Source organism: Mangrovibacterium sp. (genome assembly GCF_059905295.1).
This window is the reverse complement of the sequence record NZ_JBZQJF010000195.1, coordinates 1-23,994: the sequence shown is the minus strand read 5'-3', so window position 1 is coordinate 23,994 and position 23,994 is coordinate 1. Positions and strand designations below refer to the sequence as shown.

The window sequence follows — 23,994 nt, the reverse complement described above, 5'->3', positions numbered from 1 at the left end:
TCAGGTACGAAGAAGTTTTGCGAGCCTCCGTCGTTATGAACCGGAGTCAATGCACCGTCAGAGCTACCCCATTGTTCTGCCCAGCTACCTACATCGCGAATTAGTTTGAAGCCTACTGAACTTTTGAAATAGCCGGTGTAGGTAAATTCGCCATTGCCGTCACTGTTGTATTTGTCGCCCGACTGAACACTCAACGGATAGATGGATACTCCCAAGCCTGATGCAGCGTTGTTCCAGGCTCCATCGGCCATACCAATTATGTAGTAAGGAATCGGAGTAACTTCGGTGTAAGGTCTCAAATCCTGGTAGAAGTAGGGCTGAATGCTCAGCATAATTACATTTGAATACAAAGGTTGAACAGCTAGCGTTGTGCCGGTAACATCGGTTGTAGCATCGCTGATAACCGCTTTTAAACGGATGTATACATCAACCGGAACAATCGGGTCCGGAAACGTACCACCGTAGAGTTCCCGGATTGCTGTGTTGATCTCCGAAGTCACTACGTTGATTTTTTCTCCGTTAACTGTTGTGCCTAAACTTATATATTCTCCTTCTGTAAAATCTTCGCTAAAGGAAACTTGTGTGGTGTAGGTAACAGCTGCAGTAAAACCATAGTCAGGTTGTACGCAGGTTAGGGTATCCATATTGGCATCAGCATTTGCTTCATCCAGTACATAAGTGAGATTGCTGTAAACAGGCTCATTTAACTGAAAGCTCAGTGTGCCATCTTCTGCTCCGGGATTAATTTGAACTCCCATTTCATCCTCGCATGATACCAGGCCAAGGGTGAGAAACAGCACGAGATAGATAATATTGAATTTTTTCATGTTTTCAGATTTTTGATAATTCTCCCAATGATTAATAGCCATCGTTTTGGGTTAGGTTAGGGTTGGCGTTCAGGTCAACTGATGGAATTGGCATCAGGTCGTAAAAAGCACTGAATTGTGTTCCTGAAGCTGTTCCGCCTTTCCAATCCCAGTTGTAAGAGCTACCTCCAAAGTAGCCGTAGCGAATCAGATCGGTGCGGCGACGTCCTTCGAAATAGAATTCACGAGACCATTCGTCCAGTAAGCCATCCAGGTCAATGGTTGTTTTTTGACCGGCGTTGGCACGGATGCGTAAAGCATTAACAGCTTGAAGTGCAGTGTAATCATCGATGGTTGAAGCACCTCGTAGTACGGCTTCAGCATAAGTCAGGTAAGCTTCAGCAGCACGCATTAACGGCATATCTGTATCAACCCATTTTGAATCGCTTGCATCAGCCCCGTCGGCACGGATATTTGTCCATTTGAATACGGATAAGCCTTGTTTAAAGATGGTTGATTTCTCGATGTCAACAGTACGGTCTTCTGCGAAAAGCATAGCACGATCGTCGTTTGCAGCATCTCTTAAATCTGTTTGGTCTGCATCAGAAGGGATGGAACCATCAGGAAAGAATTTTTTCACCAGAGCAGCTCTGGCTCTGTTACCGCCCCAACCTTCAGTTGTTCCCCAGTCAGTCATTCCTGATGTATGTGTTGATGCAATCAGGAATAAGGTGGATCCGTAACTGTATGTTTTGATGCCATCAGCAGCGATGGGGAGGATAATTTCATCCGGCGCCTGGTTAACAGTGCTTCCATCGATTGTCCCGGCATTGTCGGCCATGAAAAGTTGTTCGTAGCTGGGGCATAGTGTATATTCTGAATCGATGACCTTTTTAGCATAAGTTGCAGCGTCAGCCCAATCAGCAGTACCTGTGTATACCTCAGCATTCAGATACAAACGGGCTTGCAATAGCCAGTTGGCAACTTTGTCGGCGCGGTAATACGGAGCTGTTTTTGGCTCATACATATCCGGTTCAATTTCAGTTAATTCATCCAGTATCCAGCTGTAAAGGTCGGCACGTTGTATTTGCTCCGGTAATTCGGTACTTACTGTTGTTGCAAACGGAACATTTCCGAAGAAATCGAGCAGGTAAGAGTAGCTTAACGCGCGAATAAAGCGGGCTTCAGCTCTTTGTTTTACACTAACATCGTCGGTTTGTCCATCGGTTTGTTCCAGGAAGTGGTTTGTTAATGTGACGATGAAATACAAACGGGCATACAAGCCTTTGAGTTGCTCGTGTGAAGCGGTCCATTGACAGAAGTTCATTTCCGGAATACCAGGGTCACCCCACGAACACATTGCTTCATCAGTACATAGTTCATTAAAATTCCAGATTAAGCGCACAAAGGCTGAAGTACCTTCATCAACGTAACTGGCATCCAGGTCCGGAGTTCCCGATGGTCCTTCTTGCCCGGTAAGTGCCATTGACGCATATATCTTTGTGAATACGGCATCCTGGTCAAAAGTCTGTGTAATGCTAGGATCAATCGGTGTTACATCCAAGTCTTTGGTACAGGAGGAAACGCCGGCAAGTACCAATAGCGACAGGATGAGTAGATATGATTTGAATGCTATTTTTTTCATAATTGTGTCAAATATTATTGGTTAAAAAGTCAAGCTTACACCCAACATCGAGATGATCGGACGAGGGTAGATGCTGTTGTCGATTCCTCCAAAAATTTCCGGATCCAATCCTTTGTATTTGGTGATAACAAATGGGTTTTGAACTGATACGTAAATACGACCATTACTAATCTTATTCAGCAAATCAGTAAAGCTGTATCCTAAAGTAATGTTATCAACTTTCAGGAATGATGCATTTTGAACGTAGTAGTCAGAGAGGTAATAGTTGGTTTTTCCGGTAAAACCAGTTGCCAGCACCGAAGTAGGTTTATTGCTGAAGAATCCGGAGGTTGACCAAATACCGCTTTCACCAACGTTGGCATTACGGGCATCAACATCATTGTAAACGTAGTTGCCTAAACTAGCCCGCAGTGAGAATCCAAAATCGAACTGTTTATAAACGATTTTTGAAGAAAGTCCCATGGTGACGTCGGCTGCTGGCTTATGGAAGAAGTAGCGGTCGTCGTCGTTGACTGTTCCGTCTCCGTTACGATCGACAAACAAACCTTCAATTGGCATCCCTTCCGAGTCGTATACTTGTTGGTATACATAAAATGAGCTGGCGGGATAACCAACAGCATGAGCCTGAATTTTATTTCCGGTACCTGCCGATATGCTTCCAGTGGCAACGAATCCTTCACCACTTGCAGTTGTCAACTTCGTAATTTCGTTGAAGTTGTAAGTCAGGTTGTAGTTAACATCCCACATCAAATCAGGCTTCGAAATAATCTTATCGGTGATTGAGAATTCGAGACCTTGGTTTTTCAGGGAACCAATATTACTAATAACAACAGGCTTGAAGTTAGTACCGGCGGCAACATCAATCTGGTTCAGCAAATCTTTGGTTTCGCGATAATAGTAATCGATGGAACCGATAAGTTTGTTATTAAAGAATCCAAAATTAATGCCCGCATTATAAGTTGTTGTTTCTTCCCATTTCAGGTTTTCGTTATAAGCATCAGGCAAGTAAGTTGAATAGTAAGTGCTGCCAAATGGATAGTAGGCACCTGTCTTGCTCGCTGTATAGGTTGGCAAATATGGGGTGTCGTTTGATAAGTTCAGGTTTTGCTGACCGGTGATACCATAACCCAATCTCAATTTCAGGTCTGAAAGAACCGGGCTGTCTTTTAGGAATGCTTCTTCATTAACTTTCCAGGCGAAAGCGAATGACGGGAATAATCCCCAACGGTTATTTTTGGAGAAACGGGAAGATCCGTCGTCACGAATGGTAGCTGTAAATAAATATTTGTCAGCCAGTGTGTAATTCAAACGTCCGAAGAATGAAACGAGGTAATTTTCTTTTGCCCAGTCAACAACAGCTTCCTGGTAAGAATAACCGTCCAAACCTTCAGCATAGTAGCTTCCGTCTCGGTAGAAATGTTGCCATTCGTAACCTCCAATTACGTCGAAGCTATGTTTGCCTATTGTCTTAATGTATTGCAAGTAGCTGTTAAAAGAAAGGTTCTTTTTGAACTGCTTGTCCCATTTGTTATAGCCATGAGGGTGGTTTGTTGCAGCTTCCTTCGTGATATAAGTGTCTTCTTGTCCATCCGAAATATCAGCACCCAAGTTCATGTGAATACGCATATCCGGGAAGAAATGTAGTTTGTAGTCAATTTCTGCATTTCCAATAAAATCTTTCGCGTTTGAAGTCTGGTGTCTTTGTTTTAGCAAAGCAACAGGGTTGTTGGTTGCCAGAGAATTATCGGTGATTCCGATAGTTGCATCCGTAACATACCATTGCCAGTAACCTCCGAAAGTATCGTAGATGGAGTCATCAGAATAGACGGGCTGTGTTGGATCCATTGATGCAGCTGAGCCGATTACACCACCATCGACAAACCGGTTTTTGACAATCATGCCTTTTGCATTTAAGTTCAGCTTCAGGTGATTGTCGAAAAATGAAGGATTTAAGTTTACAGAAGCTGTATAACGTTCGAAATTAGATGTCTTGATGATACCATCCTGGTTGGTGTAACCAAAAGAAGCGCGATACGGCATGTCTTTCAATCCACCAGTAACACTGATGTTGTGATCATGACTAATTGCAGTTTGATAGATTTGATCTTGCCAATTCGTATTTTCTGTTCCAAGATTAGAAAGAATGTCGTCCTGGCCGGCATACAGATTATTTACATAGTCTCTGAATTCATCGCCGGTCATCACGTCTATTGTTTCGCGGATCGAGCTAATAGAGATGTTACCGTCGTACGAAACGCGTGGTCCTGTATTGGCTTGTCCTCGTTTGGTCGTAATGATGATTACACCGTTCGATGCACGAGAACCGTAAATTGCAGTAGCCGAGGCGTCTTTCAAGACTGTGAATGATGCAATATCAGCAGGGTTAATGGTGCTTAAGAAGTTAGATACCCCTTTAATGCCGTCGTTGTCCATGGCCAATCCGTCAACAACAATCAATGGGTCGTTGCTGGCCGAAAGAGATGATCCACCGCGAATTCGGATTGTAGCGCCTCCGCCCGGAGTTCCATCAGTCGATGTAATATTTACACCGGCAACTTTCCCCGATAACATATCCTGAGCATTTGTAACAAGGCCTTTATTTAGCTTATCAGGTTGGATTGCTGTAACCGATCCGGTTGCATCGCTTTTTTTAACCTGACCATAACCAATAACCACAACTTCTTCCAGGTTTTCAGTGTCCACTGCTAACTTAATGTTGATGGTTGTTTGATCGCCAATAAGCATTTCGGTTGGTTTGTAACCAATGTAGGAATATAGTACTGTTGCCCCTTTCTCAACTTTCAGGACATATTCGCCATCGAAGTTTGTGATGGTGCCAATTGTAGTTCCTTGTACGATAACAGTAACTCCGGGAAGGGGCTCGCCGCTTGCGGCGTCTGTAACCTTACCCGAAATACTAACGACTTGGGACCAGGCGGTGCTTGTTAGCAAGAGCGCCAGGGCCATTAGTAGAACATTTAAGTTTTTACGAATAATCTTCATGTTTTTTTAATTAGTTTGATTCAATTAGGTCACCGTTAATAATAAACATTAGTGCAGTCGATTTTATTCCGTTTCGTTATCCGATAGTGCAAGTATAAAAGTATATTTTAGTGATAGATACTGCTGCAAGCTGTGTTTTTTCTTGCAAACGTCACCGCAAACGTTTGCGGTAGATATGTTAGAAAACAGGTAGTTACTGGTGGGGTGTGTTTCGCGTGTTGTACGACTTTTTAATCTGGAATCAATAGGATTGTTTTGTTAATCATTGAAATGGTCGTTTTCTGAATCTGTTTTTAACAGCTTCAATACGATTGAACAGACTGATTTTAATTGGTTAAGGAAGGCTTGCTGATTCTATAACATATATAAGATGACAAAATGCTAAGATTCATGTTGGGTTTTATTTTTATCTTGCACAAACATCCAACTAAATAATGAAGAACAGTTCCATTACCATAAAAGATATTGCTCGTATTTTAGGTATTTCACCTTCAACTGTTTCCAGAGCGTTGAAAGATCACCCGGACATTAGTGCCGATACCAAAAAGGCTGTTAATGAATTGGCTACCCAATTAAAGTATCAACCGAATGCCATTGCCTTAAGTTTAAAGCAAAGCCGGAGTAATACGATTGGGGTGATTATCCCGGAAATCGTTCACCATTTCTTCTCTTCTGTCATTAGTGGTATCGAGGATGTGGCTTACGATGCCGGTTTTACAGTTATGATTTGCCAATCGAATGAAAAACATGATCGCGAAGTTGCCAATGCCAATATGTTACTTTCGCATCGGGTAGATGGTGTTTTGGTTTCTGTTGCGAAAGAGTCAACCAGCTACGAACATTTAAAATTACTAAAAGAGAAAGGTTTGCCTCTTGTGTTCTTTGATCGGGTTGTGCCTGATATTGAAGCTGACAGTGTGGTAATTGATGATGAAGAGGCGGCCTACAAGGCAACCCGCCATCTAATCGAGAATGGTCGGACGCAGATCGCCCACTTCTCGGGACCGGAACATTTACAGATTAGCCGTAATCGTAAAAGCGGCTACCTCAGAGCAATACGGGAGGCTGGATTACAGGAAGATCCAGCGTTAATTATACAGGCTGATAATTTTGAGAAAGCAAACAATGCCGTCCGAATGTTAGCTGATCACGACAACTTGCCTGATGGTATTTTTGCAACGAACGATCTGACAGCTGTTGGAGCCATGCAGGCGCTGCAAAAACTGGGAATTAAGATTCCCGAACAGATTGCTGTTATTGGTTTTAGCGATGGACGTTTATCTGGCATTACAAACCCTACCTTATCATCGGTTGATCAGCATGGCTATGAAATGGGGAGTACTGCTACCCGAATTTTGCTGAATCGAATTATGAACCCCGAGGAAGATTTCAGCCCAATAAACCGGGTTTTACAGGGCGATTTGGTGGTTCGTGAGTCTTCAATATAAGGAAAATCAACTTTTTTCAATTTTTTTACGCAAACGTTTGAAATGGTATTGGCAGACCGATTTTTGTCTTTTTTTAGTCTGGTGGTTGATTTACAGCATACTCGTTGATTTGTATTATTCCCGATTTCCACTTTATATTTGTTGCAGATCATCCGATAATTTACTTCGATTTTATTCCGATTTCGACTGAGTTACTCAGAATCCGACGCATGCAGAATTCCGTTTTTTCGGATTGAAGCATGGTGATTTCAGTTATTAATTTAAAAAAAGGTTGATAGCCTTTAAACTTAATTAGCTAATATGAAGATTAAACCTGCTCTTCGTTTTTGGCAAATCTGGAATGTCAGTTTTGGTTTCCTGGGAATTCAAATTGGTTTTGCATTGCAGAGTGCCAACGTAAGTCGGATTCTTTCCAATCTTGGTGCCGATCTGCACTCACTTTCCTTTTTTTGGTTGGCTGCCCCGGTTATGGGCTTAATTGTTCAACCAATTGTTGGAGCAGCGAGCGACAGAACATGGAACCGCTTTGGCCGTCGTGGTTCATACATCCTTGGTGGAGCATTTATTGCCGCTGTAGCCATGTGGCTCATGCCAAATTCAGCCGCCTTGGTATCCGTAATTCCAGCTTTGGTTTTCGGAGCCTTGATGTTTGCCTTGATGGATGGTTCCTTCAACATTACCATGCAACCTTTCCGGGCTTTGGTGGCCGATATGGTTCCCGACGATCAGCGTACGCTTGGTTATTCGGTACAGAGTTTCCTGATTAATACAGGAGCTGTGGTTGGTTCAGTCTTACCTTATTTTCTGACGAATATTCTGAAAGTAAGTAATACGGCTGCCGAAGGCGAGGTTCCTCCTTCTGTTATTTGGTCGTTTTATATTGGTGGTGCTGTTTTATTGCTGTCGGTTATTTGGACGGTTTTTAGAACCAAGGAATATCCGCCGGAAGTGTATTGTGCACAAAACGGTATCGACTATGAAGAATGGACGGCGTATGGCAAGCAAAAAAAGTCACTGGGTGAAAAGTTGACCAACTTTTGGCACCTGTTTACGCAAATGCCTAAAGTGATGGCTCAGTTAGCAATTGTTCAGTTTTTTTCCTGGTTTGCACTGTATGTTATGTGGGTTTATACAACCCCTGCAGTTGCGCAACACGCTTTTGGCACTTCAATTGGCGATGCTTCATCGGAATTGTACCAGGAAGCCGGAAACTGGGTAGGCGTTTTGTTTGGCGCTTATAGTTTGTTTGCTGCTTTATTCTCCATTGTGATGACTCGTATTGCCAAGGTTTTCGGACGAAAAACGACTTATGGAGCAGCTCTGTTGCTGGGAGGAGTAGGTTATATTTCCATGTATTTTTTCAACTCACCGAATTGGTTGATTTTATCGATGGTTGGCATTGGTATTGCCTGGGCGGCAATTCTGGCGATGCCCTATTCGATTCTTTCCGAATCATTACCGGCCGATAAGATGGGTGTTTACATGGGTATCTTCAATTTCACAATTGCAGGTCCGCAAATTATCTCGGGCTTTGTAGGCGGTTTCATCCTGAGAAGTCTCTTCGGAAATGAAGCGATTTACATGATGATTGTCTGCGGTGTTTCTATGCTGTTAGGAGCTTTGGCTGTCACCTCGATCAAAACACCTCGAGAAAAAAGACAATGAAAAAAATAGCTGCTTGCCTGTTCGACCTGGACGGAGTCCTGGTCGATACGGCCCGTTATCACTTTTTAGCCTGGAAAAAGCTGGCTGAAGAGTTGGGAATTGAATTTACCCTGGAACACAATGAGCTTCTGAAAGGAGTGAGTCGAATGGACTCGCTGGATATCATCCTGAATTTAGGAAAACTTCACTTGCCACAAGAAAAGAAAAATGAACTGGCAGATCAGAAAAATAAGGTCTATCTGGAATCCATTATGCAGATGGATGATGATGAAATTTTACCAGGGGTGAAAGAATTTCTAACGGATCTACGCCGGAAAAACATTGGCATTGCTTTGGGGTCTGCCAGTAAAAACGCACCCTTAATTTTGGAGCGCCTGAAAATCGAAAATCTTTTCGATGCGGTGATCGATGGTACCAAGGTCAGCAAAGCAAAACCCGATCCTGAAGTTTTTCTCAAAGGAGCAGAAGCTTTAGCTGTTAATCCGGAAGAGTGCATCGTTTTCGAAGATGCCATTGCCGGTATCGATGCTGCCTGCAATGCAGGTATGATGAGTGTTGGCGTGGGAGATCCTCAAACCTTAAGCCGGGCGAACTTGGTTATTCCCGGTTTCTCAGAGCTTACTCCCGATCAACTATTTCAACAAATTAATCAGGTTACATCTAAGACGAGTTTATGAAAAATTATATAAAACATTCGGAATGGCGGGTTATTGAGGAAGGATTTGTTCCGGATTATAACCGAATCTCGGAAAGTCTGTTCAGCATAGGAAACGGGCATACCGGACAACGCGCTAATTTTGAAGAAACTTATTCGGGCGATTCACTGCAGGGCAATTACATGGCTGGCGTCTATTATCCGGATAAAACCAGAGTAGGATGGTGGAAGAACGGTTACCCGGAGTATTTTGCCAAAATACTGAATGCAGCCAACTGGATCGGCTTGCGTATTCGGCTGGATGACGAGGAATTGGATTTAGCCAAAGCCGTGGTGGAGGATTTTACCCGTATACTTGATATGCAGACTGCCTTATTGACCCGAACTTTTAAGGCAAGCCTGCCTTCCGGGAAAAAGGTTGAGGTGATCGCTGAACGCTTTCTCAGCATTGCAGATAAAGAAGTTGGCGCTATTCGCTACCGCTTAAAAAGCACCAATTTTGAAGCTAAGTTAGGATTGTGTTCCTTCATTGATGGTGATGTGGTAAATGAAGATTCAAACTACGATGAGAAGTTTTGGGTTGAAACCGATAAAGATCATCGTTCTAATCAGGCTTTTTTGTGTATGGAGACCAAGAAAACCTCTTTCTTTGTTTGCCATGGCATTGAGACGCATTTGTATGTAAATGGATCAAAGGTCGAAGCTGCCCGTCATCCTTATACGGATGAAAAATTTGTAGCAAACACCTTCGAAGTTCAGCTGAAAGAAGGTGAAGAGCTTTGTATTGAAAAGTACATGGCTGTGAATTCCTCGCTTTATCAGCCCCACGAAAAACTAATGGGACATGTTAAGAGCAAGCTGGCCAAGTCTGCGCAAACAGGCTTCGATGAATTGTTTGAAGTACATCGCCAGAAATGGGAAAAACGTTGGGAAACAGCCGATATCATGATTAAAGGCGACGTGGCCGCCCAGCAGGGAATCCGCTTCAATATTTTTCAATTGATGCAAACTTATTCAGGTGATGATGAACGTTTGAATGTTGGTCCTAAAGGGTTTACAGGTGAAAAATATGGCGGTGTAACCTATTGGGATACCGAAGCTTATTGCTTGCCTTTCTTTATGGCTACAGCTCCCCAGGTTGTTGCTAAGAACCTGTTGCTATATCGGCATAAGCATCTGCAAAAGGCCATTGAAAATGCCCAAAAACTGGGTTTCAACGGTGGAGCTGCCTTGTACCCAATGGTTACCATTAATGGTGAAGAATGCCACAATGAGTGGGAGATTACCTTTGAAGAAATTCACCGGAATGGCGCAATTGCTTATGCTATTTATAACTACATCAATTATACCGGGGATCGCGATTACCTGGCTCCTTATGGTTTTGAAGTCTTGCTGGGAATTTCCCGATTCTGGGCACAGCGCATTAATTGGTCCGAAGATAAGAACGCATACGTCATGTTGGGTGTTACGGGCCCTAATGAGTATGAAAATAATGTGAACAACAACTTCCACACCAACCGGATGGCTGTTTGGACGATGAAATACACGCTCGAAGTGATTGATTTTCTAAAGAAGGAACATCCGTTTTTGTTTAGCGAATTAACCCGAAAATGGGCTTTCAATGAGAAGACGGAAACCGATCAGTGGCGCGATATTATTGAGAATATGTATTTCCCTTACAATGACAAGCGAGAGCTGTTCCTTCAGCAAGACGGATTTTTGGATAAAGAACTCATTCCTGCGGAAGAGCTGGATCCGGCTGAGCGACCGATTCATCAAAATTGGTCGTGGGATCGTATTTTACGCTCTTGCTATATAAAGCAGGCCGATACGCTTCAAAGCTTTTATTGGTTTCGTCGCGAGTTTGATGAGGAAACGCTTCGTCGTCACTTCGATTTTTACGAGCCACTAACTGTTCATGAGTCATCGCTTTCATCCTGTATTCATGCAATTTTGGCCGCCCGTATTGGTCGTGAGGAGAAAGCTTACGAAATGTATCTGCGGACAGCTCGTCTTGATTTGGATGATTACAATAACGACACCGAAGACGGTCTTCACATAACAAGTATGGGCGGTACCTGGCTGGCTTTTGTAGAGACTTTTGGTGGTATGGATGTGAAAGACGGCCAACTGTTGTTGAATCCGTTTTTACCTAATTCGTGGGAAGCATTCGCGTTCCGCATTAATTTCAGAGGAGCTCATTTGCAGATTCGCATGGGCAGTGAGCTTAAAATTACCAATCATAGCTCCGTTACTGTGGAGGTCGTGATATGGGGTGAACACTACCAACTGAAAGAAAATGGAGAATTGATATTAGCGAAGAAATCAGTTGCCCAATAATTTGTTAAATTGTAAGAAAAACCGAAAACCAATGAAACGCTATTTAATACTTTTTGTCCTGCTTGTCGGACAATTTAATTTACTGGTGGCTGCCGGAATCGATCGGGTTGAACCGATGTTTTGGTGGATCGGCATGAAGAATCCGAATCTGCAGTTGATGGTTCACGGCGAGAATATCGGGAGCAGCATGCCCGAAATCAATTATCCCGGTGTAACGATTGAAAGTGTGAGCCGGGTTGAAAATCCGAATTATCTTTTTATCGATTTGCAGATTTCGAAAGATGCACAAGCGGGAAGTTTTCCGATTGTCTTTAAAGCCGGCAAAAAGCAAACAGGGGAATTTCAATATGAATTGAAAGCTCGCGAACCGCATTCCTCAGAGCGCATCGGCTTCAACAGTTCGGATGTTATTTACCTGATAACGCCCGACCGGTTTGCAAACGGTGATCCGGGAAATGATGAGGTTGAAGGGATGAAGGAAAAGCCGAACCGGGCTGACAAGGACGGACGCCATGGTGGCGATTTACGGGGAATTATCAATCATCTCGATTACATACAAAATCTGGGTTTTACAGCTGTTTGGCTGAACCCGGTTCTTGAGAATAACATGACCAGGACTTCTTATCATGGTTATTCCACAACCGATTTTTATAAAGTTGACCCACGTTACGGGAGCAACGAGGAATACCTGGAACTTTCAAAAGATTTGAAGAAGAGAGGTATGAAACTGATTATGGATATGATTTTCAATCATTGTGGATCTGAGCATTGGTGGATGGATGATATGCCTATGCACGATTGGATTAACAATTATCCGGACTGGAAGCCGACCACGCATCGCCGTACGATTAACCAGGATCCGCATGCTTCCGAGGCAGATAAAAGGGCCATGTCGGATGGTTGGTTTGTTGAGACAATGCCTGATTTGAATCAGCGAAACCCCTTCGTGGCTACTTACCTGATTCAAAACAGTATTTGGTGGATTGAGTTTGTTGGATTGGATGGGATTCGTCAGGATACCTGGCCTTATCCTGATAAAACGATGATGGCTGAGTGGACCAAGCGCGTACTTGAGGAATATCCGCATTTCAATATTGTTGGCGAAGAATGGAGTATGAACCCCGCAATTGTCTCTTATTGGCAAAAAGGTAAAGTGAACAGCGACGGCTACAAATGTTATCTGCCAAGCCTGATGGACTTCCCATTACAAAATGCAGCGGCACGGGCCATGAATGATAGTGATGATTTTGATCACGGAATGATTGAATTGTATGACGCTTTGTCAAACGATTTCCAATATCCGGATGCCGGTAACCTGGTTGTTTTTCCGGATAATCATGATATGTCGCGTTTTTTTACGCAGGTTGGTGAAGATGTGAATAAGCTAAAATTGGGTGTTGCCTACTTTCTGACAACCCGAGGAATTCCGCAGATTTACTACGGGACAGAAGTGTTGATGAGTAATAAAGGAACGCAGGATCATGGCATCATTCGCAGTGATTACCCTGGTGGTTGGGCCGGTGATCCGGTGAATGCCTTTACCGGTGCAGGATTGACCGACGCTCAAAAGGACATGCAAAACTATATTCGCACGATTCAAAACTGGCGAAAGAATAAGACGGTTATTCACACCGGACGTATGATTCACTTTGTTCCGGAGGACGGTGTTTACGTTTACTTCAGAACCAACGAGGACGATACAGTCATGGTAATTCTGAATAAAGACACACAGGCAAAGCAGCTAACGACTGATCGCTTTAATGAAGTTATGAAAGGTTTTACAAAAGGCAAGGACATTATTAGCTCAAAAGAATTGCCTGATCTTTCAACAATAGCAGTTCCTGCTGAAACTGCTATGATTATTGAGTTACAGTAATGTTAAAGTTCCAAGTTCCAAGTTCCAAGTTCCAAGTTCCAAGTTCCAAGTTTTGAGTTTCGAGTTTCAAGTTGCGGGTTTTAACCGCAGAACTTGTCGCGAACTGGCTTCGGGAAGATGCAGAGAAACCGCAGAGAGATTGCTTCGCCCAGCATCGCGTGATCAAGTGGTTTCGTGTTTTCTATTGATATAAAAGCCCTAAGGGCTAGCTTTCTTGCAGCTTGTGGCTTTGTACTTGCAGCTCTTTAATCAAAGTTTCAAGTTGCGGGTATAGTTACCCATTTACAGGTCAGGGGCTGTTGCGGGTGTCTGGCTACTGATCACTTTACCGGCCAGCGTCCTTTTGAAATTTGGAATTTAAAACTTGGAATTTGAGATATCTTGCAGCTCTTTCAATCCTTCGTTCCATCGATCCTTCAATCATTATAGATGTCATTGGTAGGAGGTACAACAATGAAGCGATCTATACCTGAACGTTCAGACTTGTCCTGAACAACGAGATTGATGGGGTTTAATAGTCTGATGTTGAAATCTAACGATCTAAATCATAATGAAACAAAAATTAATCATATTTCTGACCGGTTTGTTGCTTTTGGCTTGCCAGCCCAAAACGAGTGTTGTTCCTGAAAAGAGAACGAGAGAGGGAAAACTGGTTGTATACCAGGTTTTCACCCGTTTGTTTGGAAACACGAATACAACGAACAAACCGTGGGGAACAATTGAAGAAAACGGGGTGGGGAAGTTTAACGACTTTACCGACCGCGCTTTAGATTCCATTAAAGCAATGGGCGTTACCCATATTTGGTATACCGGAGTACCACATCATGCGGTTATTCGTGATTATACCGCTTATGGAATAACTAACGATGATCCCGATGTGGTGAAAGGACGTGCTGGTTCTCCCTATGCGGTGAAGGATTATTACAATGTTGATCCTGATCTGGCGGTTGATCCGGCGAAACGGATGGAAGAGTTTGAGGCTCTGATCGAACGGACACACCGACACGGAATGAAGGTGATCATCGACATAGTCCCAAACCATGTAGCCAGAAATTACCATTCCATTTCGAAACCGGAGGGTGTAGCGGATTTTGGTCAGGATGATGATACCACCGTTGTATACAAACGCGATAATAACTTTTACTACATTCCCGGAAAACCATTTCTGGTTCCTGTTGCCGAAAATGGCTACAAGCCTCTTGGCGGTGAATCGAATCCTTTAGCAGATGGAAAATTCGCTGAAAGTCCGGCGAAATGGACCGGAAATGGTTCACGAAAAGCACAGCCCGATTTTAACGACTGGTACGAAACGGTAAAAGTAAACTACGGCATTCGTCCCGACGGAACGCATGATTTTGATAGTTTGCCCGCTGGTTTTGATACGATGGATTATAAAGTTCATTTCAATTTTTGGCAGGACAAGGATGTGCCGGACTCGTGGAAAAAGTTTCGGGATATCGCACTCTTCTGGCTCGATAAAGGTGTGGATGGTTTTCGCTATGATATGGCTGAAATGGTGCCGGTGGAGTTTTGGAGTTTCCTGAATTCGTCCATCAAAATGAAAAATCCGGATGCTTTTTTGTTGGCTGAGGTTTATAATCCTGCTCTGTATCGCAACTACATCCGGCTAGGGAAAATGGATTATCTGTATGACAAAGTTGAATTGTATGATACCTTGAAAAATATTATTCAAGGGCACGGGAGTACCAATCATATTGCTCCTATTCTGAATGGACAGGCTGATATTGAGCATCACCTGTTGCATTTCCTCGAAAATCACGATGAACAGCGCATTGCAAGTGCTGCATTTGCCGGTGATCCTGAAAAGGCAAAGCCTGCTATGGTTGTTTCAACTTGTATCAGTACTTCGCCAACGATGCTTTATTTCGGGCAGGATGTTGGTGAGCCTGGTGATGGAAATCCAGGTTTTGGATCCGAAACGCGAACAACCATTTTCGATTACTGGGGTGTTCCTGCTCATCAGCGATGGATGAATAACGGGGCTTTTGATGGAGGACAGCTATCTGAAAAAGAAAAGGCCTTACATCAATTTTATAAGACACTGCTTTGGTTCTCATCTCAATCGTCTGCCCTCACCGGAAATTACCGGGCAATTCATGGCTACAACCTGGAACATACGGAGGGATATAACGATCAGGTTTTCTCTTTTGTCCGTTGGAAAGGGGATGATCGCTTAATCATACTTTGCAATTTCAGCCCTGATAAGACCTATTCATTTCCGCTACAATTGCCATCGGATCTTGTTGCTAAATGGAAGCTCAAAGAGGGAGATTACAAATTGACAGACGTGCTTAGCGGAAATAATCACTATTGTTTGCACGTTGCGTCGGTTGAATCTCATATTGTTCTGAAAATAGCACCATTGGAATCATTTGTTTTTAAAGTCGAATAGGAAAAAAACGATATGTCGGACAGCATGAAAAATAATGTCAGGAAAGACAAACTTTAAATATGAAATAAGGTAAAACTGAATTACAAACTTTCGTCAGAATTTTTAACCAATATATATTGGAATTTAGTTAGTTTTATGATCAGATTCATTTTAGAGGCCACAATTTTGTGGCCTTTAAAGTTTGTTAAAGAGGTCGTGTCGGGTTGGTGTTGCAGAATTTTTAGCGCAATAAACTCTATATTTGAAGGCTGCTATGAATGAAACGACTCAATTATCTGATCAATTTCTCCTGGAAGCACTACAGGATGGAGAAGAAAAAGCTTTCGATTTTATTTTTCGGAAGTATTATAAGGCCTTATGTGCTCAAGCCAACCTATATGTCCATGATTTGGATCAGGCCCAAAATTTAGTGCAGGAGTGTTTCATTAAAATGTGGGAAATCCGGAATACTGTCGGCGAAATCAAAAATTTATCGGCTTACCTTTCCTTTATGGTTCGTAATCGATCGATTGATCATGTTCGGAAGTTTCAAAAAGAAACGGTAATTGAACAGGTGACAGAGGATGCTGGAATGACTGACTCTTTGGAAGATATTCTTGTTTCGCGTGAGTTTGAAGAGAAGTTAGTTGAGTCCCTGAGTTTGCTACCTGAACGATGTCGCCAGGCTTTTGAATACAGTCGTTTCGAAGGGTTGACTTACAACGAAATTGCACAGAAAATGGAGATTTCTGTAAAAGGGGTTGAGGGATTGATGAGTCGGTCATTAAAAATACTTCGCATTCAATTAAAGGATTACCTGCCGGTCTTAATGGCTTTTATGGGCTTGTGATATCCTTCCGAAAAAAAAAGAATAAAAAAAGTTAAATTTTCATGTAGGGTGATTCGTTATCGGTTTCGTCTAAAGTACAAATCGAGCTAAACGTGGGAATCGACAAAATTGAACCGATATTAATAAAATCTTTTTCAGGTCATGCTACTCCGGAAGAGGAACAGCAAATTGCTGACTGGATTGCCGAATCAGATGATCATTTGAAACAATGGGAACAATATCGGAAATTATGGACTGACTCAAAGTCCTTGCAGTACAACGATAAAATTAACCTGGAAAAAGCTCTTTTGAAGACTAAAAAGAGAATTCCTCATTTTCAGAAAGGAAAATCATTCCAATTACTTTGGTGGCATCAGGTTGCCGCTATTCTTTTACTTACCCTGCTATTTTCAGCAACCATTGAATATTTTCGGGGACATCCGGAAACAGAGAAGCCTATTGCCAGCAATGTTGTTTACCAGGAGATAAAAGCTGCTTATGGTACCCAAACGAAAGTTTCATTGGCTGATGGAACGAAGGTTTGGTTAAATTCAGGCAGTCGATTGAAGTTTCCCAACACTTTTGACAATCAGAAAACACGAAATGTTGAGTTAGTGGGAGAAGGCTATTTCGAAGTGCATCACAATCCGCATAAACCGTTTATTGTTCATACGCACGAACTTGGTGTTAAAGTTTTGGGTACAACTTTCAATGTTGATGCTTATGAAAATGCAGAGCATGTAACCGTTGCTCTGGTAGAAGGTAAAGTGAGTGTAATTAAAGAAGCCGGAAGTAAGTCCAATGAATTGTTACAGTTACATCCTTCGGAAGTGGCTGATTATAACGTTGACGAGAATAAAATAGTTTACTCCGAGAGCAATGATATTGGCCGCTATACGGCATGGAAAGATGGAAAAATTGTATTCTCTGACGACTCGATGGCAAAAATGGTGAGTCTATTGGAGAATTGGTATAATGTGGATATTGAAGTGAAGGACAACAGTTTGCTGAGCTATCACTTTACGGCCACATTTAGCGATGAATCTTTAGATCAGATCTTAAAATACCTTAGTATTTCTACTTCATTCAAGTACCGTTTTGTTGATCCGAAAGAGTTTGGCGGCTCTGCCGATCAGCGACGGAAAATTATCCTATATCAATAATAATCCTAAAAAACTAAATCGAATAACAGGGCTTATGAAATAAACGAACAGTTAAAAAAAGAAACAGGAAAGTGTTGGCGCGCTTCCCTGCTCATTTTTTCACCTGAACGGCTAATTCAGGAAAATTCAATTTGTATTAACGAATACTTTTCAAATCTATGAAAAAAAATGAAATCACGACAGGTTCCGACCTAAGGAAAACCTGTCTAAGAGTTTTAATTATGATGAAACTAACCGTTTTTTTTGTGTGTTTCGCGGTTTTGAGCAGTATTGCTTCCGGAAGCTATTCACAAAACACTAGGATTTCTCTAAACCTAAAACAAACGACAATAAAAGATGCGTTAAAGGGAATAGAGAATAGTTCAAATTATCTTTTTCTTTATAACAACGACTTGATTGACGTTGATAAGGTTATCGATGTAGATGCAGACAACCAGACTATCGAATCTGTTTTGAAAGAAATTTTCAAAGGGGAAGCGGTTAAATACGTGGTTATGGATCGTCAAATCATCATAACTCCCGATGAGGACGCTACCGTAGGAACTGCGGAGCAAATGAAAATCACAGGTTTGGTTACTGATACCAACGGAGAACCCTTACCAGGTGTTACCGTCTTGGTAAAAGGAACCACAAACGGGACAATTACCGATTTTGATGGTAAGTACACGATTGATGCAAAAGGAACCGACATCCTTGTATTCTCATTTGTTGGGATGAAAGCGATTGAAGTGCCTGCGAGTAAGTCTGTGATTAATGTGACTCTGGAAGAAGAAACCATCGGTTTGGAAGAAGTGGTTGCTGTAGGTTACGGTGTGCAAAAGAAAAGCGACGTAACGGGTGCTTCTGCTCGGGTTGGAGCCGAAGAACTTCAAGCGATGCCGGTTAAAGATGCTTTGCAAGGTATGCAAGGTAAAGCTGCTGGTGTCGATATTACAAACAGCCAGCGACCGGGTGAGGTTGGATCAATTAAAATCCGTGGTGTACGTTCAATCACTGCAGATCAAAACCCACTATATGTTGTCGATGGAATGGTGATTCAAAGTGGTGGTATTGAGAATATCAACCCAAGTGATATTGAATCAATCGATGTGCTAAAAGATGCCTCAGCAACTGCTGTATATGGTTCACGTGGTGCGAACGGTGTAATTCTAGTAACAACCAAACAAGGTAAAGACGGTAAGGTATCCATCAACTACAATGGTTCTGTTAAGATCAGTAAGATGTATGATGTGATGGAGATGATGAATGCCTCAGAATGGTTGGATTATTCTCGTTTAGCAAAAATAAACATGGGTACTTATGGTTCTGAATCACCAACCTATGCATCTGATTTAAGTACTTATGGATCGGTTAGTGCTTCATTTGCTAATATTGCTCAAGCATGGGATGGCACCTCTTATGATCCAAGTAAAGTTGGTAGTTACGATTGGTCTTCATTAGGGAAGCAAACTGGTGTAGCTCATGAGCATACCTTGAGTGTTTCCGGAGGTAATAAGAAAATGAAAGGGTATGGCTCTTTCGGTTATCTTAACGAGCAAGGTACAATCGTTGACCAGTCTTTCGAACGCTATACTAGTAAACTTGCCTTCGAAGCTACTCCTGTAGATTGGTTTACAATGGGTGTGAATGCTAACATTGCATGGTCGAACCAAAACTATGGATATAAATACTCAAAATCAGTAACCGGTGCCGGTGACTTCTATTCTGCTTTAAGATCCATGTTGCCATGGACTGTGCCTTACGATGAGAATGGTGATTATATTCGTGAGCCGAACGGTGATACAAACATTATTAACCCGATCAACGAAACCAAATACAACAAGAATCAACGTCAGAACTTGAGATTGAACGGTAGCCTTTATGCACAACTTGACTTTGGAGAAATGAGTCATGCTTTAAAAGGATTGAAATATCGTTTGCAATTCGGACCTGAATTCAATGATCAGAAGAATGGTGAATTCAATGATGCCAGAGGTATCAACGGTGATGGAAACAATGTTGGTTATAAATACACGCGTCAACGTATTGCCTGGACATTGGACAACTTGATTTATTATAATTTTACATTGGCTGATATCCACAAAGTTGGATTGACGATTATGCAGTCTGCATCTAAGTACCATTCGGATGACATGTCATTGAAAGCGAACGTTGCAAGTTCTACTGAGTTATGGAATAACTTGAGTTCTCAAGCGGATATTCAATCTTATGGCTCTAGCTTAACAGAGACTCAAATGGCTTCCTATATGGCTCGCGGTAACTATAGCTATAATGATAAATACTTGTTAACTGCCTCAATTCGTTGGGATGGTGCTTCGCAATTGGCCGAAGGTAACAAGTGGGCAACTTTCCCATCGTTGGCTTTGGGCTGGAGAATGGAACAGGAAAACTTCCTGAAGGATGTAGATTGGGTTAGTGCTTTGAAACTTCGCCTGGGATACGGTGTAACTGGTAACTCGGCTATTTCTGCTTATGCTACTAAAGGTGGTTTGATGACTACCTACTATAATTGGAGTGCTGATAATTCCTCTTTAGGTTATTTGGCTTCAGACCCATCTGCTAAAAATCCACCTAAGATGGCCAATCTTGACTTGGGATGGGAGCGTACTGCTCAGTATAACTTAGGGGTTGACTATTCATTAATCAAAGGCCGGGTTAGTGGTGCTGTTGATGTTTATTCAACCAAGACAACTGATTTATTATTAGCAATGACAATTCCTTCTTTGACAGGTTATACTTCAACCTATGATAATGTAGGTGAAACAAAAGGATGGGGTATTGATCTGCAAGTGAATACAATTAATATTCAGAAGTCTGATTTCGAATGGTCAACTGGTCTTACCTGGTCAAAAGATGATAACAAGATTGTAAAATTGGCGAATGGTAATAAAGAAGACATAAACAACTCGTGGTTTGTGGGAGAAAATATTGGTGTTTACTACGACTATGTATATGATGGCGTATGGAAAACCGATGAAGCTGCCGAAGCTGCTAAATATGGTCGTCTGCCAGGACAAATTCGTGTTAAAGATTTAAATGGTGATGGAACAATTGACGGAAACAACGACCGCCAGATTGTTGGTACTACTCGTCCTGACTGGACTGCAGGTATGACGAACACTCTTAGTTACAAAAACTGGGAATTTTCATTCTTTATTTATTCTCGTTGGGGAGGAATCTTTAAAGCAGGAGCAGCTACTTTGGATGGTCGCTATGCACAACGTAAGTTAGATTATTGGGTAGCTGGTACCAACGAAGATGCTGAATATTATTCTCCTGGTTCAAACGGAGAGGCTGCTGATACTTATGCATCATCTCAGGGATACCAGGATGGAACCTTCATCAAATTGCGTAATGTTAACCTTGCATATAAATTCAAGCAACAACAGTTAAATCGACTGGGAATCTCTTCATTGAAAATGTATGTTCAATGTATGAACCCTGTTACTATTTACAGTAAGTGTGATTATTTAGATACGGATATGATCAATTACGACAACAACACAACAACTATTGGTGCACCTGTGACAACCAGAAGTCTCGTGTTTGGTGTAAATGTTGGATTTTAATGTAAAAAATTAAGAAGATGAGATTAAAAAATATATTCAAAACATTATTGATAACTTCAGTCATTGGATCGTCGTTGGCCTCATGTACCAATGACTTCCTAAATGAAGATTATACAACCAGCTACAGTACGGCACGTTTCCAGACTCAAGATGGTTTGGATGAATTGACGACTGGTACCTATACAAAGCTTAAATTCCAGTTTAACTATGTTTGGGCAATCAAAGCCTATAACTTAGGGGTTGATGAATTTACGGATGCGAACAATGCCAGTCCGGATTATAACTGCTATAGTGCCGACCTTAGCTCAACTGAAACAGCAGTAGACCAGCCAATTTGGGATAATATGTATGCAGCGATTGAATCTGCTAATACATTGATTCAAAATATTCCATTGTATTACGATGAAACAAGTGACACTTACGAAACTCGTCTGGGTGAAGCTTATTTCTTCCGTGGATATTTTTATTTTCAGTTGGTGCAGCAATATGGAGGCGTGCCTTTGAAATTGACCCCATCAACATCGGTTGAGACTTATTTTACACGCGCTACATCGGAAGAATGTTACGCCCAAATTATTGCTGACCTGGAAGAAGCATACAAATATTTGCCTACATCTGTTTCTCAGACCGGACGCTTGACTCAATCAGCAGCAGCTCACTTTTTGGCTAAAGCTCACTTGACTCGTGCCAGTGAAATTAACGATGACTGGAACTCTTCTTATGTTGATGCTGACTTAACTTCTGTAATTAAATATGCGAAGGAAGTTGTTGATGCTCATCCTTTGGCGAATAATTATGCTGATTTATGGGATTATCAATATGCGAATAGTGATAATGAGTTAAGCTCGGAGATTGTGCTTGCTGCTCAATTCTCGGATGATGCAACTACATGGGGACGTTTCGGAAACCAAATGCACTTGTACTATCCTTCAGTTTATATGGATCTTGCCGGATGTACTCGGGATATCTCTGGTGACCGTGAGTTCTCTTATGCACGTGCTACAAACTATGCTTTGGACGTTTTTGACAGAGTAAATGACTCTCGTTTCTGGAAATCGTTTATCACTTGTTATGGTTCAAACAATACAAGTGCTGCTCCTTCATGGAACTCAAGTAACTATATGTTGGCTCCGGATACAATTAATCCAATCGCAGAAATTACAGCCGATGGAGATACTGTATTTGCAAAACGTTTTAACGGTGGCGAATTGGGGATAAAATATATCGTGAATGATGCAGGTGATACTCGTTACGCCCCTGTTACGAATGATGCTACCGGAGTCTTGAATGACGGATCAATGGAAAATACGCACACTTTTGTACGCTATTTTGATGGAGAAGATCAGGCTTGGGTTGGTGAGCATGGTAATAACGGCTATTACGGAAAGCAAAAACGTTCGGTAGCCTTGTCGAAATATCGTGATGGATACCGTACCTCAATTTCTTCTCAATTCGGTACACGTGATGGTATTATTGCTCGTTCTGCTGAAGATGTGTTGATGGTTGCTGAAGCTTATATCCGCCAGGGGAATTATAGTGATGCAATTCCGTATTTTAATGAATTGCGGGAGCGTGCTGCCTACAAAACCGGAGAAGACCGTTCTTCTCATATAGATGGTGGACAGGCTTATGCTAATAACGCCTACTGCGAAGGTAAAGGGGGTGGTTATTCTGCTGAAGGTGCGATCTATTGGGATAAGAATACCTATTATGAGTCAAATGATGATATGGCTGTAACTACAGCAGCCACTACTACTTTAATGACTTTAAATTCAGAGTCAGATATTTTAGATTCAGAGGTTGATAGCCCGATTTACGACAAATTAGGATGTACAAGCGATGCTGATAAGATGATGTGTTTCTTATTGAATGAACGTACTCGTGAGCTATGCGGTGAACAGTTACGTTGGAAAGATTTAGCTCGTACGAAAACATTGGAAGCACGTTGGAAAGCTTTCAACGATGGATATGTTCGTGGTAACACAGTATTCGATGCGAATACTCACTACCTGCGTCCTATTCCACAAAGCTTCCTGGATGGTATTACCGACGAAAACGGTAGTGCTTTAACTGCAGATGAGAAAGCAGCAATGCAAAATCCGGGATATTAATCCCGCTTAAAATAAACATCCCGCGTCCGGGGATGCTTAGTAGTTAGTTTAGTTAGAAAATAAAGAGGCTGTCCCTTGCGGGATGGCCTCTTTTTTTGTTGCAGTCATTCAATTGCTTTTTTTCTGAAAGTCCCTTCTGAGTTTCAAGTTTCAAGTTTCAAGTTTCAAGTTTCAAGTTCCAAGTTTCAAGTTCCAAGATAACCTGACAACTTCAGATAACAATGACAACCTAATGCAAGGAAACCTTTCCACTTTCATCCCTGTTGAAGATTTCCTCCGAATCATGAGTGTTTTCTGTGAAAGTCTTTTCAAGATGCGTTGAAGAGGATTGATTCTGCTCCAATAAATTTCCGCTAGCCTTACCAGGCGGGTTTTCATCTTTGGCTTGCCCCAAAGACGAAACAGAAAACGCAAGGCTGATTTTTATCTTCAGGTATCAGCTCCTGAAAGCTAAGTTCAGCCGAGTGATCTCCTTCTGCCGTCGGAGCTTCC

Annotated in this window: 13 protein-coding genes; 10 read left to right on the top strand and 3 right to left on the bottom strand. The window is 42.0% G+C overall.

The features are described from left to right. From AC37HE_RS10305 to AC37HE_RS10295, 3 genes are all read right to left on the bottom strand, one after another. On the bottom strand, nt 1-827 hold an 827-nt coding region (locus AC37HE_RS10305; protein ID WP_500782754.1), incomplete at its 3' end, for a SusE domain-containing protein. Nucleotides 828-858: 31 nt separating this feature from the next. Next, nucleotides 859-2,451: a RagB/SusD family nutrient uptake outer membrane protein gene (locus AC37HE_RS10300; RefSeq protein WP_500782753.1), complete on the bottom strand. Its 1,593-nt coding sequence runs from the start codon at nt 2,449-2,451 to the stop codon at nt 859-861. Between the two features lie 21 nt (nt 2,452-2,472). Further along, complete coding sequence (locus AC37HE_RS10295) at nt 2,473-5,454, bottom strand: SusC/RagA family TonB-linked outer membrane protein (RefSeq protein WP_500782752.1); 2,982 nt, start codon at nt 5,452-5,454, stop codon at nt 2,473-2,475. Between the two features lie 434 nt (nt 5,455-5,888). On the opposite strand from AC37HE_RS10295, the gene AC37HE_RS10290 reads away from it, so the two are divergent. The 10 genes from AC37HE_RS10290 to AC37HE_RS10245 all read left to right on the top strand — a co-directional run bounded on the left by AC37HE_RS10290 (nt 5,889) and on the right by AC37HE_RS10245 (nt 23,502). Beyond that, nucleotides 5,889-6,902, top strand: a complete 1,014-nt coding sequence (locus AC37HE_RS10290) for a LacI family DNA-binding transcriptional regulator (protein ID WP_500782751.1) — start codon at nt 5,889-5,891, stop codon at nt 6,900-6,902. A 300-nt stretch (nt 6,903-7,202) separates the two neighbouring features. Then, a complete protein-coding gene (locus AC37HE_RS10285) occupies nt 7,203-8,567 on the top strand; it encodes an MFS transporter (RefSeq protein ID WP_500782750.1) in 1,365 nt (454 codons plus the stop codon). After that, a complete protein-coding gene (pgmB, locus tag AC37HE_RS10280) occupies nt 8,564-9,244 on the top strand; it encodes a beta-phosphoglucomutase (RefSeq protein WP_500782749.1) in 681 nt (226 codons plus the stop codon). Before AC37HE_RS10285 ends, pgmB begins: the two co-directional genes overlap by 4 nt. Further along, the gene (locus AC37HE_RS10275) at nt 9,241-11,562 is read left to right on the top strand and encodes a family 65 glycosyl hydrolase domain-containing protein (RefSeq protein ID WP_500782748.1); all 2,322 of its coding nucleotides are present in this window, start codon (nt 9,241-9,243) and stop codon (nt 11,560-11,562) included. Before pgmB ends, AC37HE_RS10275 begins: the two co-directional genes overlap by 4 nt. Nucleotides 11,563-11,593: 31 nt before the next feature. After that, the gene (locus AC37HE_RS10270; RefSeq protein WP_500782747.1) at nt 11,594-13,438 is read left to right on the top strand and encodes a glycoside hydrolase family 13 protein; all 1,845 of its coding nucleotides are present in this window, start codon (nt 11,594-11,596) and stop codon (nt 13,436-13,438) included. Between the two features lie 550 nt (nt 13,439-13,988). After that, a complete protein-coding gene (locus tag AC37HE_RS10265) occupies nt 13,989-15,851 on the top strand; it encodes an alpha-amylase family glycosyl hydrolase (RefSeq protein WP_500782746.1) in 1,863 nt (620 codons plus the stop codon). A gap of 253 nt (nt 15,852-16,104) precedes the next feature. Next, a complete protein-coding gene (locus AC37HE_RS10260) occupies nt 16,105-16,680 on the top strand; it encodes an RNA polymerase sigma-70 factor (protein WP_500782745.1) in 576 nt (191 codons plus the stop codon). Nucleotides 16,681-16,772: 92 nt separating this feature from the next. Next, nucleotides 16,773-17,822 (top strand): FecR family protein, encoded by a 1,050-nt coding sequence (locus AC37HE_RS10255; RefSeq protein WP_500782744.1) that lies wholly within the window; start codon nt 16,773-16,775, stop codon nt 17,820-17,822. 158 nt (nt 17,823-17,980) lie between these two features. Continuing rightward, nucleotides 17,981-21,391, top strand: coding sequence for a TonB-dependent receptor (locus AC37HE_RS10250; RefSeq protein ID WP_500782743.1), 3,411 nt, complete (start codon nt 17,981-17,983; stop codon nt 21,389-21,391). Between the two features lie 17 nt (nt 21,392-21,408). Continuing rightward, a complete protein-coding gene (locus AC37HE_RS10245) occupies nt 21,409-23,502 on the top strand; it encodes a RagB/SusD family nutrient uptake outer membrane protein (RefSeq protein WP_500782742.1) in 2,094 nt (697 codons plus the stop codon). The last annotated feature ends 492 nt before the right edge of the window (nt 23,503-23,994 follow it).

What these genes read in the sequence shown, in the direction of transcription:
- pgmB (WP_500782749.1), top strand. Translation starts at nt 8,564, where the DNA reads ATGAAAAAAATAGCTGCTTGCCTGTTCGACCTGGACGGAGTCCTGGTC.
- AC37HE_RS10275 (WP_500782748.1), top strand. Translation starts at nt 9,241, where the DNA reads ATGAAAAATTATATAAAACATTCGGAATGGCGGGTTATTGAGGAAGGA.
- AC37HE_RS10295 (WP_500782752.1), bottom strand. Translation starts at nt 5,454, where the DNA reads ATGAAGATTATTCGTAAAAACTTAAATGTTCTACTAATGGCCCTGGCG.
- AC37HE_RS10300 (WP_500782753.1), bottom strand. Translation starts at nt 2,451, where the DNA reads ATGAAAAAAATAGCATTCAAATCATATCTACTCATCCTGTCGCTATTG.
- AC37HE_RS10290 (WP_500782751.1), top strand. Translation starts at nt 5,889, where the DNA reads ATGAAGAACAGTTCCATTACCATAAAAGATATTGCTCGTATTTTAGGT.
- AC37HE_RS10265 (WP_500782746.1), top strand. Translation starts at nt 13,989, where the DNA reads ATGAAACAAAAATTAATCATATTTCTGACCGGTTTGTTGCTTTTGGCT.
- AC37HE_RS10245 (WP_500782742.1), top strand. Translation starts at nt 21,409, where the DNA reads ATGAGATTAAAAAATATATTCAAAACATTATTGATAACTTCAGTCATT.
- AC37HE_RS10260 (WP_500782745.1), top strand. Translation starts at nt 16,105, where the DNA reads ATGAATGAAACGACTCAATTATCTGATCAATTTCTCCTGGAAGCACTA.
- AC37HE_RS10270 (WP_500782747.1), top strand. Translation starts at nt 11,594, where the DNA reads ATGAAACGCTATTTAATACTTTTTGTCCTGCTTGTCGGACAATTTAAT.
- AC37HE_RS10250 (WP_500782743.1), top strand. Translation starts at nt 17,981, where the DNA reads ATGAAAAAAAATGAAATCACGACAGGTTCCGACCTAAGGAAAACCTGT.
- AC37HE_RS10285 (WP_500782750.1), top strand. Translation starts at nt 7,203, where the DNA reads ATGAAGATTAAACCTGCTCTTCGTTTTTGGCAAATCTGGAATGTCAGT.